The 12,356-nt window shown below is 39.8% G+C and carries 10 protein-coding genes; 9 read left to right on the forward strand and 1 reads right to left on the reverse strand.

Translation table 11 applies throughout. The features are described from left to right. The first annotated feature begins 8 nt into the window (after window positions 1-8). From VF06_RS37980 to VF06_RS38015, 9 genes are all read left to right on the forward strand, one after another. The gene (locus tag VF06_RS37980; protein WP_099069322.1) at window positions 9-677 is read left to right on the forward strand and encodes a response regulator transcription factor; all 669 of its coding nucleotides are present in this window, start codon (window positions 9-11) and stop codon (window positions 675-677) included. 243 nt (window positions 678-920) lie between these two features. Beyond that, entirely contained in the window at window positions 921-2,048 is a 1,128-nt protein-coding gene (locus tag VF06_RS37985) for a HAMP domain-containing protein (RefSeq protein ID WP_099069360.1), read from the forward strand. 341 nt (window positions 2,049-2,389) lie between these two features. Next, window positions 2,390-3,019, forward strand: a complete 630-nt coding sequence (locus VF06_RS37990) for a hypothetical protein (protein WP_099069321.1) — start codon at window positions 2,390-2,392, stop codon at window positions 3,017-3,019. 352 nt (window positions 3,020-3,371) lie between these two features. Continuing rightward, window positions 3,372-4,574, forward strand: a complete 1,203-nt coding sequence (locus VF06_RS37995) for a glycosyltransferase family protein (protein WP_244918253.1) — start codon at window positions 3,372-3,374, stop codon at window positions 4,572-4,574. Between the two features lie 117 nt (window positions 4,575-4,691). Then, window positions 4,692-5,879, forward strand: a complete 1,188-nt coding sequence (locus VF06_RS38000; protein ID WP_099069320.1) for a glycosyltransferase family protein — start codon at window positions 4,692-4,694, stop codon at window positions 5,877-5,879. A 380-nt stretch (window positions 5,880-6,259) separates the two neighbouring features. Next, entirely contained in the window at window positions 6,260-7,471 is a 1,212-nt protein-coding gene (locus VF06_RS38005) for a glycosyltransferase (protein WP_099069319.1), read from the forward strand. 36 nt (window positions 7,472-7,507) lie between these two features. Beyond that, window positions 7,508-7,633, forward strand: coding sequence for a hypothetical protein (locus VF06_RS43285; RefSeq protein ID WP_257207621.1), 126 nt, complete (start codon window positions 7,508-7,510; stop codon window positions 7,631-7,633). Window positions 7,634-7,799: 166 nt separating this feature from the next. Continuing rightward, complete coding sequence (locus tag VF06_RS38010; protein ID WP_099069318.1) at window positions 7,800-8,795, forward strand: glycosyltransferase family 2 protein; 996 nt, start codon at window positions 7,800-7,802, stop codon at window positions 8,793-8,795. 148 nt (window positions 8,796-8,943) lie between these two features. Then, window positions 8,944-10,785 (forward strand): ABC transporter ATP-binding protein, encoded by a 1,842-nt coding sequence (locus tag VF06_RS38015; protein WP_099073510.1) that lies wholly within the window; start codon window positions 8,944-8,946, stop codon window positions 10,783-10,785. Between the two features lie 99 nt (window positions 10,786-10,884). Here VF06_RS38015 and VF06_RS38020 read toward each other — a convergent pair whose 3' ends face one another. After that, window positions 10,885-12,090, reverse strand: a complete 1,206-nt coding sequence (locus VF06_RS38020; protein WP_180267677.1) for a pre-peptidase C-terminal domain-containing protein — start codon at window positions 12,088-12,090, stop codon at window positions 10,885-10,887. Window positions 12,091-12,356: the final 266 nt, after the last annotated feature.

Here is a 12,356-nt window from a genome sequence, read left to right on the forward strand (position 1 = left end):
GCCCGCCTATGCCTCACATTCTCATCGCTGAAGATGAACCGCGGATTGCTTCGTTTATTGAAAAAGGATTGCGATCGCAAGGATTTACTACAACAACAGTGGCCGATGGACTGTATGTGGTAGATGTTGTACACAATGGAGCTTTTGATTTATTAATTTTGGATTTGGGTTTGCCTGGAAAAGATGGATTTCAGGTGTTGGAAGAATTGCGGGGACAGGGTGAGGATTTACCTGTAATTATTCTCTCGGCTCGCAGTGATATTCATGATAAAGTCGCTGGGTTAGAAGGGGGTGCGGATGATTATGTCACTAAACCCTTTCGATTTGAAGAACTGTTGGCGCGGGTAAAGTTGCGTTTGCGAACTACTAGACAGGTGAGAGATACCCAAGAGTTTACCTTGAGTGCAGGTAATGTGGTATTGGATTTGCGGACTCGACAAGTGAAAGTAGGCGATCGCTTGGTGGAATTACCAGCTCGTGAATTTACAATGGCAGAGATGTTTTGCCGTCATCCCGGACAAATTATTAGTCGCGAACAACTGCTAGATTATGTTTGGGGCTACGACTATAATCCAGGTTCTAATATTGTCGATGTCTATGTCGGTTATCTCCGTAAGAAACTAGGCAGCGACATCATTGAAACAGTTAGAGGGATGGGTTATCGTTTGAAGACATAATATGCAATACCAAATTGTTGTTGGAGATAAAGCAGCCAATAAAGACCATCGCAAGTAATACCAATTCACCAAAATATTGATACACATACAATAACTTGTACGGGCGAACGGCTGTTCGCCCTTACTCGTGATTGAGTATGATATCAAGTTCGGATAATCACTTATAATTCAAAACTCTCCCTTGTCTCCGTGTCTACCCGTCCCCGCGTCAGTCATAATTATAACTATTCAATTGAACCTGATATGAAGCGGCACAAGAATTTTGATAAACTGGCTGGTGGATGGTCAAACACTGGCATACAGCCATTAAATAACTTTGGGTATTGGTTCAGTCATCTGAAAGTTGGTCAAAAAATAGGTGTTGGATATGCACTAGTTGTCAGTATTGCTGTGCTGGGGACTACTATGGGTTTTGTAATTGCAGAGCGTTACCAACTCAAGGCGCAAAAACGAGAAGTAGCAGCGTTTCAAGAATTATATCAGGCGTCTCAATTGAAAACGAGTGTGTTTTATGTACGCACCACTCAACACCAACTTATTCTCTACATGGATAGACCACAGCTATGGGAAAAAAATTATGCTCAATTGTTGGAGTATGTTGCCCAAGCCCGACAAGTTTGGTCTGAGTTAAGAGTAAATTACAGCATTCAAAAGCCCATAAAATATAAGGCTGTAAATAAGCAAAAAGAATTCTACCTTTTATTACAAAATTATAAAAATTTTAGTGCTTACTTACAGCGCACAGAAGCTTTTTTTGAAGATAATAATCCCAATAAATTATCAGCAGATAAAATTAAGACAGCACAAACTCAATTGTTTAATTTTATGCATGGCTCCTCAGTTTTTTTGATGGATAACTTTCTCGATGACATTACAAATCTCGTGGAAGTGACAGCCAAAGATTATGAGCAAGCTAAACAGCAATTACAAACTGCGGAAAAATTACGTTTATATATTATAGTTGGTAGTCTATCATTATCAATTGCCATCGCCACATTACTGGCAATCTACACTAGTCGCGCCATTGCCCATCCTATTCAAGCAGTTACTCATATTGCCCAGCAAGTTACAGAAGAATCTAACTTCGATTTACAAGCACCGGTCAAGACTAATGATGAAGTCGGTATCTTAGCTACTTCCCTTAATCGTCTCATCCAAGAAGTTCAGCAACTCATCAAAGCCCAAAAGGATATTAACGAACAGCTAGAAGTATACAGCCAGGTACTAGAAAAAAAGGTGCAGGAACGGACACAGGAATTAAATGAAAAAAACCAAAGCTTAGAATTAGCTTTAGAAGAATTACGTTCTACTCAAGCAAATCTCGTGAAAAATCAGCAAACAACAAAGGCGCAGGAAGATAATGATTTATAACTCAATAGGCTTGGGTTAAGGTTAAAACTCTTTGTCACGAGCAGCGGCAAGACAGAGGCTACCGCTCCAAGCGCAGAGAACACAGAGAGAAGAGAGCAATGCTTAACTGAACTGTATTTATTGATTTACAACTATAATTTTGTATAAGTAGAAGGACTAAATTAAACCTAACTCGATATCGCCAGGTTTCGACTGCGCTCAACCCTCTTGGAATCAACTTACTGAGCATTGAGCGTACCCTTCTCTTCTAGACGCTACGCGAACGCAATGACAGAACATATTATATTTATTTATGTCCATCTACTTAGTAATCAACTTGGATTTAGATAAAAATTATTAGAATGAGCAAATATAGAATTTTAAACCCAGAACAAAGTTATACTTTTAGTCAATATTTTTTGCTGCCTAATCCAACGATAGATATATTGGCTGAGTTTGAGTACAGCTACGCTCGCACAGAATTAGAATTACCGAAATACTTTGGCGAACTTACTTATTTAGAATTTTTACAAAATTATTTGCAGCGAAACATAAAACTGTTTAATCCAACAGCAGAGATATCAATACGAGAATTTTTAATTGCACCTATCTTTGCTGAAGTATGCGAACATACAATGGCTCAATTATATAGTGAGTATCCGATTAATGTGAATGAAAAACTCAAAGGAACTTTAGATTATTACTTATATAAATCTAACTCTTTATTGGTAATTGAAGCCAAACAATCAGATATCAGAAGAGGATTTACACAGCTAGCTGTAGAATTAGTTGCTCTAGATAGATCCCTAGATTCAGAATCATGCATTTTATATGGAGCAGTTACCAATGGAGATGATTGGAAATTTGGTATTCTTCATAGAGAAGAGAAGCGGATTACAGAAGATATTAAGCTTTATCGTGTTCCTGAAGGTTTAGAAGATTTGCTACGGGTACTGGTGGGCATACTTTCACACGAAGAATTACCAGTATGAAGTTTTACTCAGTAGACTTCTTGCAAAAGTCTTTCTCTGTGTTTTCTTCTCTGCGCCTCTGCGTGAAACAAAAAAATATTTATGCAAGAGACTCCATGAGCTGCGCTCATAAGGAACAATAAAAATCAATCTTCTCATGTCCAATGCCCAATTTTCATCATGAGAATTTTCTCATAAAAGGTTCATAAAAGATTCATTCAACATTGAGAACTTAGTTAAGTCAGGATTTTAGATTCTGAATCCAAATTGAAATTGGCTTGAGACCCACTTAACTTATGTATGCAGAAATTCTACATAATTTTTTCTGATTCCACAGGACAAACTCCACTGAATACTTGAGGGATATTTGGCCATGAAATTGATGGTATATTCCCACGATGGCTTCGGTATTGGTAATATTCGCAGAATGCTAGGCATCTGCACTCATTTATTAGATTCTATTGATAAACTTTCAATTTTAGTAGTTTCTGGTTCGCCAGTACTGCATAACTTTCGACTGCCGAAAAGACTGGATTACATCAAATTACCCTGTTTAAATCGGGGGATATCTGGTGAAATGTCTGTCAAGTATCTGGGGATAGAAATTGATGAAGTAGTCAAATTGCGCTCCGAGCTAATTTTATCAGCGATCGCTAATTTTCAACCAGACATGTTTCTCGTAGACAAAAAGCCCTACGGTATTGGCAATGAATTGAAAGCGGCTGTTGAATATTTGAAAACAAAATTACCAGAAAGTCCTTTAATTTTAATCTTACGGGATATTTTGGATCGCCCAGATGCAATCATTCCAGAATGGCAAAACCAAGGTTACTACGAAGCAATTGAAAAATTTTATGACCGCGTGCTTGTTGTTGGTACTCCAGAAATTTTTGACATCCGCCAAGAATATCAACTACCGCCAATGGTAGCTCAAAAGGTGCAATTTTGTGGCTACATCCGCCAACAATTAGGACACAAAAGCCCAAATTTAATTCGCAGTGAATTAAAACTCACTAAAGAAGAACAACTAGTTTTAGTTACCCCTGGAGGTGGTGAAGATGGTTACAGTTTAATTGACACTTATCTATCAAGTTTGGCATTATTGCCTAAGGGTTATAAATTGCGAAGTTTAATTATATCTGGCCCGGAAATGCCACTAGAACAGCAAGCTGCACTCAAACAAAAAGCAGCTGCATATCCTGAGGTGGAAATAACCGAATTTACTAATGATTTAATGAGTTACATCGCCGCCGCAGATGTGATAGTAGCGATGGGTGGATATAACACAACGTGTGAAATTCTTTCTGTGAATAAACCAGCAGTTATAGTACCCAGAATAAAGCCTTCGCAAGAACAGTACATTCGTGCAGAACACTTAGCAAAACTAGGTTTTTTCACAACTATTCATCCAAAGGATCTAACTCCAGATATATTACTGCGATCGCTGTTACAACAACTGCATATTTCCCAGATTTCCATTCCCGAAATTAATCTCAACGCCTTACCCAAAATTAGTCAATACATCTCCAATTTACTAGTCAAAAAAAACAGTCTGATTCCATTTTGCTATAACTAACCAGAACAATTTCCTGATTTAGCGACGAGTTGAAGTAGAAAGTATTTATTTCATCTTTCTTTTGCCTTTTAACCTGTCATTGATTCATTCACTAAAAATTCGTAGAGGTAAAATTTCATGAAACGTCTGATGTTTTACTGCCAACATATTTTAGGTATGGGGCATCTGGTTCGCAGCAGGGAAATTGTACGTGGTTTAACCAAAGATTTCCAAATTTGTTTTATTAATGGTGGTGAAATAATTCAAGGATTTGAAATTCCTGCTGGTGTAGAAGTTATTAACCTCCCTGCAATTAAAACCGATCCTCAATTTACAGAACTGGAAGTAGTAGATGACGCATTTAGTCTCAACGAAGTCAAAGAAATCAGAAAAAATCTACTACTGAAAATTTTTAATGAATTCCAGCCTGATATTTTAGTAGTAGAATTATTTCCTTTTGGCAGAAGACGGTTTTCTTTTGAGTTGATTCCTTTACTAGAATTAGCGAAATCAAACAAAAATCATACAAAAATTGTTTCCAGTTTACGAGATATTGTAGTTACCAAACAACACAAACAAGCAAAAAACGAAGAAAAAGTTTGTCACTTAATCAATAAATATTTTGATGTGTTATTGGTTCATAGCGACCCGGAATTTGTTCCATTAGAAGAAACATTTTCTAGAGTCGATGACCTAAAATGTCAAGTTTATTACACTGGATACGTGGTGCAGGAACAACCGAGCAATCCTGTGTTTACTTATGAAGATAAAGCAATTCTCAAATCAGACAAACCTTTGATTTTAACCAGCGTCGGAGGTGGCAGATTTGGTCATGAACTACTTGATTGTGTAGTGAAAACAGCGCCATTTTTAGAGAAAAGACTGCCACATAATATTCAGGTTTTCACAGGGCCATTTATCCCAGATGCAAAATTTCATGAACTGCAAGCATTGGCAAGAGATTACAAAAATATCCACATCCGCCGCTATACTCCTTACTTGTTAAGTTACATGAAAAAAGCAGAACTCTCAATTAATATGTCTGGCTATAACACCACAATGAACATTTTAACCACTGGTGTGAAAGCAATGATTCTTCCCTTTACAGGTAACGAAGATCGAGAACAAACTATCAGAGCCGAAAAATTAAGCGATTTAGGTATTGTTAAACTTCTCAATCCTCGTGATTTACAACCTGATTATTTGGCTATTAATATTATCAATTATCTCAAGGAGCAACACTTTAAAATTAGTGTTGATTTCTCTGGAGTTGAGAAAACTACAAGTATCTTAAAGAATTTGGTAGTTAAACAACAAATTGCTTAGTGTAGAGAATTCAGGAGTCAGGAGTCAGGAGTCAGGAGTCAGGAGTCAGAATTCAGGAGTCAGGAGTCAGGAGTCAGAATTCAGGAGTCAGAATTCAGGAGTCAGGAGTCAGAATTCAGGAGTCAGAATTCAGGAGTCAGAATTCAGGAGTCAGAATTAGTAGAACGATTTGAAAAGACGAAACTATGCTGAGTAATGTAAAAATAAAAAGCTTGGTCTAAATAGTTCGTAGTAAGGACTACTCTCCTTTGAAAGGACTAAAGTCCTTACTACAAACTTTTAACTCCTAACTCCTAACTCCTAACTCCCAACTCCCAACTCCTAACTCCTAACTCCTAACTCCTAACTCCCAACCCTAACCCTAACCCCAAATTAAAATCATGGATAGAACTAAAATCTGCATTACCACGCTTGAATATCCCCCAGACATTGGCGGTGTTGGGGAATCAGTGCATCGAATTGCTAACATGTTAATTACTCGCGGTTATGAAGTTCATGTTGTAGTTTTTCGCTCAAAACAACGTTTAGCTGCTGAGGGAATTCGTCGGCGGGCCGGTTGTACAACAATGCTGCAAAATGGAGTATTTGTGCATCGAATTCAATCAGCAATTCGCAACAATGTTACAGAAATTCAAGATTTTTTTAGCGAAATTTATTTACAACTCAAATATTTACATCAAAAATACAATTTTAATTTATTTCACGCTTTTTTTCTCAATGAAACAGGTTACATAACCACCCTTTTAGCAAAAGAAAATGATGTTCCGGTAATCAATAGCGTTCGCGGTAATGATTTGCATAAGCATATTTTTCATCCTAAACATCACGCTCAAATAGCGTGGATTTTAGAAAATTCTGATTGGGTAACATTTGTTAGTGGCGATTTGCTCAAAAGAGCGAGTATTATTGCTCCAAGTGTCAAGTTGAAATCATCAGCTTTTTGGAATTCTATTGCACCCATCAACTTTGAACAACTCCCTACGCCATCTTTAGTAAAGGAATTATCAGGTATTGTTGTCGGTTCATTGGGTAGGTTCCGAGATAAAAAGGGAATTGAATTTCTCCTTGATGCTTGTGCAGAGTTGGGTCAAGAGTTGGATTTAACACTTTTGTTGGTAGGTGATTTTATTGATAAAGAGCGAGAATATTGGCAGCAGCAAATACAGCAAAGTCAAATTGGCCATCGCCTCCGCATCACTGGAATTACCAGTCGTCAAGAAGCTTTAGCATATCTGCCATACCTGGATATTTTTGCTATTCCGTCAGTGCATGACGGTTGTCCGAATACGCTCTTAGAAGCAATGTTAGCCAGCAGAGCAATAATTGGCACTCGTGTAGATGCGATCGCTGAAATTATAGAACACGGTGTAGACGGTTTGCTAGTCAACCCCGGCAATACACAAGAGTTAACCGCCGCAATACGATATCTAGCCACTCAACCACTACTACGGCAAAAGTTAGGCGCAGCAGCCAAAACAAAAGTAACTCAACAGCTGACTCCATCAGTGGAATTCCAAAACTGGATAAATGTTTACCAACGAGCCTTGGGGAGATCTGAAGCAGTTTTGTTAGGCAAAATATCCCTTGTGTAATGCGTTTGAAGCGGTAATTTAGACCTAGCAACTCAATTGCATCACCTAGCAACTCAATTGCATCGCCTCACAACTCAATTGCATCGCCTCACAACTCAATTGCATCGCCTAGCAACTCAATTGCATCGCCTAGCAACTCAATTGCATCGCCTAGCAACTTAATTGCATCGCCTAGCAACTCAATTGCATCCATCGCAACTCAATTGCGTCGCCTTGCAATCAAATTTCGTCCACTTAAAAATTGACAGCACTATCCAGCAACTCCAGATTTTATCCCAGTTGTCAGATAAATCCTGTCTCCATACATTCCCATTTTCTATTCGCCACTATGAACAAACCACAAATCACTATAATTGTTTCGCAACGGGAGCGATTTAGTTACACGCGCGAATCCCTAGAAAGCATTTACCAACACACTGAACTACCTTTTTCTTTAATTTATGTAGATGGTGGTTCGCCGCAACACGTCCACCGCTACTTGCAACAACAAGCCCAAGAAAAAAAATTTCAATTAATCCGCACAGAACATTACCTTTCACCAAACCAAGCCCGCAACTTGGGTTTACAACAAGTTGAAACTGAGTATTTAGTATTTATCGACAACGATGTAATTGTCAGTCCGGGCTGGCTAAACTCCTTAGTGGAATGCGCCCAAGAAACAAAAGCCACTGTAGTGTGTCCGTTGACTTGTATTGGTAAACCTTTAGGAGAAACAGTACATCTGGCGGGTGGCGAAGCTCATATTGTTGTGGAACAAAAGGAAAGTAAAGTCAAACGCCGATTGCATGAAAAACATTACTTTGTCAATCGCAAAGTTGTTGAAATCCGCCATCAACTTTATCGCCAACAATGCGAGTTTGCCGAGTTTCATTGTATGTTAGTTCGCGCTGAGATTTTCCAGCAAATCGGATTGTTAGACGAAAAATTGCTGAGTACGCGGGAACATATCGATTTTTGTCTGACGGTGGCTGAGGCTGGAGGCACTTTTTACTGCGAACCGACTTCGGTGGTTACCTATGTACCGGGACTAAAGTTTGAATTGTCAGAACTGGCATTTTTTATGCTGCGTTGGAGTAATGCTTGGGAAACTGCCAGTTTAGAACACTTCGCCCAAAAGTGGCATTTGACAGTGAAAGACAAGTATTTTCAAAAGCGTTATCAAAGGATGGGACACCGTCGCCATCAGGGATTTTTGAAGCCGTTGTTAAACCGCCTGACCTTTGGATACAATCCCTTGTGGTTAGAAAAAATAGCCATCGCTCTAGAAAAAAAACTCAATTATTATATTAGCGATCGCTACACTCAAAACCAAGTTGGTTGTTGAGTGTTGACTGTTGACTGTTAAGTGTGAACCGTCAACAACACATTGAAATTTGGGATTTTGGATTACAAAACTTTACTAGAAAGTTCCAAATTTCTAACAATACTTTCCATGCCAATTTGCTATTAATTACGAATTACCAATTATTATAATGGCGGCTAAAGATTCTAAAAGTCTCAGGGCAGCTTTACCGGGAATTGCCCGGATTTTGCGGCGATTTGCGCCCCAGTTGAGTAAACAAAAGACGCTGCTGATTGCCTCTTTTGTGGCATTGATGGCTGAAATTTTCTTACATTTGCTGGAACCCTGGCCGCTAAAGTTCATTTTTGACTATATTCTTGTGCCTGGTTTTCAGCCCCAGTCTTTGGGAATTCCTGTGTTATCAGGACTGGGACAGTTTGGCCTATTAACAGCTTTGACTTTGGGGTTAATAGCGATCGCTTTACTGCGGGCTACTGCTGCTTATTTTAGTGTAGTGGGAATGGCGCTAGCAGCTAGCCATGTGTTGACTGAAATTCGCTCTGAACTTTACAGTCATCTGCAAAATCTCTCGCTATCATTTCATCACAAAGCCAAAACTGGAGACTTAATTACCCGCGTTACCTCCGACATCGAAAGACTGCGGGAGGTGACGGTGATGGCGGTGTTACCTTTGATTGCCCATTCCCTGACTTTGGTGGGGATGATATTTGTGATGTTCTGGCTGCACTGGGAACTAGCGCTGATAGCCGTCGCCGTTTTTCCTTTGTTTGTTTTTTGTACCATACGGTTGACAAAACGCATCAGACAAGTAGTGCGATCGCAACGTCAACGGGAAGGGGCAATGGCAGCAACAGCAGCAGAATCCATTGGCGCAATTAAAGTTGTCCAAGCCCTATCTCTGCAAAATATGTTAGAGAATAGCTTTTCTCGCCATAACCGCCAAAGTTTAAAAGAAAGTGCCAAAGCTCAAAGATTAGCAGCCGGTTTAGAGAGGATGGTGGAACTGCTAGTGGGTATTGCCACTGCTTTGGTGTTATGGCGGGGGGTACAACTAGTATTAAAGCAAGCAATCACACCAGGGGATTTACTGGTATTTGTCAACTATCTGCGGATTGCTTTTAAGCCCATGCGCCAACTTGCCAAGTACACCGGACAAATCGCTAAAGCTACCGCCTCCGGCGAACGCATCTTAGATGTCTTAGACACAGTACCAGACATCCGCGATGTGCGGGGAGCAACGGAAGCACCACCTTTGCGGGGAAGCGTCCGCTTTGAAAATGTCAGCTTTGCCTACGAACCCACAAACAGAATCTTGCACAACATCACTTTTGAGGTGCAACCAGGTCAACGCATTGCCTTAGTGGGGCCATCCGGCGGTGGTAAATCCACCTTAGTCAGTTTATTGTTACGCCTTTATGACCCAATAGAAGGACAAATTTTAGTTGATGGCGGCGACTTGCGCCAGTACAAATTGCAATCCATTCGCCGACAAATTAGCGTCGTCCTACAAGATACAATTTTATTTGCTGCCAGCGTCAGAGATAACATCGCCTACGGTTGTTTGGGAGCTTCTGACGAAGCAATAGAAAAAGCTGCGCGTTTAGCAAACGCCCACGATTTTATCATGGCGCTACCCGAAGGCTACGAAACAGTATTGGGAGAAAGAGGGGCGACACTTTCCGGAGGACAACGGCAGAGAATTTCCATTGCTCGTGCTGCCATTCGTCAAGCCGCCATCGTCATATTAGATGAGCCGACCACTGGCTTAGACAACGAAAACGAACGCGCCGTCAACGAAGCACTCGAACGCTTAACTCACAAACGCACCACCTTTGTAGTGTCCCATAACCTCAAAGCGATCGAACAAGCCGATTTAATTTTTTACATCGAAAACGGCCGAATTTTAGAACAAGGCACGCACAAACAACTGCTGCGCTTCAATGGACGATACGCCGCCATGTATACCTGTGAGAAGGAAGTGGGGAGTGGGGAGTGGGTATTGGGGAGATGAGGGAGAGGGGGAGAGGGGGGAGAGCTACCTTGTCTACCTTGTCTACCTTGTCTACCTTGTCCTCTTCCCATCCCCCATGCCCAATGCCCAATGCCCAATTTAAAAAATAGTCAATCTATATTTACCAAGTTCCTGTGGATTCTTGGAAGTAACAACTATATAGTAAGTATCATCCTCAGGTAACCTAGCTCTGTCGATTAAAGCAGTATATACATCACCTTTGTCTTTGTTTTGATCTATGGCTACGGGTTGCCCTTTGGAATTGAGTAAGGTGACGTAAGGAGAAAATTCTTCGTCAACACTATCTACGCGAATGCTGATTAGCTGATTTTTTTTACCTTGAAAATTGGAAACATTGTAAGCTCCTCCATTTTGTTTTAAGGTGGAACTTTTGGCGTTTAGTTGACCGGATTCATCTATAGTGTAGCTAGCTCTATCATTCCTCAAAGCTAAACTATAGCGACCTATTTCTCCGGGGTTTTGGCTAGTAACTGCAATTTTGTAAGTGCCATTCACCGGCAACCGTGCAAAAATGAAGGCATCATCGCCACCACTGTTTTTGTCTAAAGCACTTTTTTTGACGATGATATTATTATCGGGATCGTGCAAAAATAATAACGGTTTTAAACTTAAATTATTTGTTCTGCGGTTATCATTACTGCCAACAAGTCTAATTTGGACTAATTGATTTTCTCTACCTTCAAACTCGTAGAAATGGAAATATCTACCTTGAGATTGGAAGTCATTTCTATCCAAAATACCCAACGCCACATCTACAAAATTAATTTCTTTGTAAATCGGTGCTGGTGACTCCTGAATATTTTGGTTGTTGACAGCTACATTGCTACTTGTCTGCTGAACTCTAGCTGGGCGATTATTAGAACGATTAGCAACTCTCCCTCCAGAAGATCTAGAACCAGAGCTATTACTAGCACGATTATTGTTGGAATTAGAATTATTAGTTCTACGTCCGGAAGGTCTAGAACCAGAGCTACTATAGGAACGCTGGGAACTTCCTGTGTTAGAAGATATCCGAGGAGTTTGTTGTCGTATTGGTGATTCAACAGATTGTTTTTTTCTGGGAGATACTGTTGCATTAGAAACAGGAATTTGCTCAATTCCTTTCTTTACTGCTTCTGGCTGTCTCTCATCTGGAGATTTAGCAATTAAAAAGTTTTGCGAATTTTGAGGTTTTCCTAAAGCGCTGATAGGTAGCCCATTACTTGCGATGAACAAACTACTACTCAAACAACAAATTAAAAATTGATTTAATTTGTGACGATAGCTGTTGTTTTCTCTTAGCATAATTATGCTCCTAGTTTTGCTAAAAATTTGATATTTTAGGAAGAAATTTAATTGTTCCTATTTTTACCCCAGTTAAATCAAGTTGAAATTTTGTGCAGACTAAATTGAATTTAAATTTCTGACTCCTGACTCCTGAATTCTGACTCCTGAATTCTGACTCCTGAATTCTGACTCCTGAATTCTGACTCCTGAATTCTGACTCCTGAATTCTGACTCCTGAATTCTGACTCCTGAATTCTGACTCCTGAATTCTGACTCCTGAATTC

The organism is Nostoc linckia z4, assembly GCF_002608075.1.
GTDB classification, from domain to species: domain Bacteria; phylum Cyanobacteriota; class Cyanobacteriia; order Cyanobacteriales; family Nostocaceae; genus Nostoc; species Nostoc linckia.

What these genes read in the sequence shown, in the direction of transcription:
- VF06_RS37980 (WP_099069322.1), top strand. Translation starts at nt 9, where the DNA reads ATGCCTCACATTCTCATCGCTGAAGATGAACCGCGGATTGCTTCGTTT.
- VF06_RS37985 (WP_099069360.1), top strand. Translation starts at nt 921, where the DNA reads ATGAAGCGGCACAAGAATTTTGATAAACTGGCTGGTGGATGGTCAAAC.
- VF06_RS37990 (WP_099069321.1), top strand. Translation starts at nt 2,390, where the DNA reads ATGAGCAAATATAGAATTTTAAACCCAGAACAAAGTTATACTTTTAGT.
- VF06_RS37995 (WP_244918253.1), top strand. Translation starts at nt 3,372, where the DNA reads ATGAAATTGATGGTATATTCCCACGATGGCTTCGGTATTGGTAATATT.
- VF06_RS38000 (WP_099069320.1), top strand. Translation starts at nt 4,692, where the DNA reads ATGAAACGTCTGATGTTTTACTGCCAACATATTTTAGGTATGGGGCAT.
- VF06_RS38005 (WP_099069319.1), top strand. Translation starts at nt 6,260, where the DNA reads ATGGATAGAACTAAAATCTGCATTACCACGCTTGAATATCCCCCAGAC.
- VF06_RS38010 (WP_099069318.1), top strand. Translation starts at nt 7,800, where the DNA reads ATGAACAAACCACAAATCACTATAATTGTTTCGCAACGGGAGCGATTT.
- VF06_RS38015 (WP_099073510.1), top strand. Translation starts at nt 8,944, where the DNA reads ATGGCGGCTAAAGATTCTAAAAGTCTCAGGGCAGCTTTACCGGGAATT.
- VF06_RS38020 (WP_180267677.1), bottom strand. Translation starts at nt 12,090, where the DNA reads ATGCTAAGAGAAAACAACAGCTATCGTCACAAATTAAATCAATTTTTA.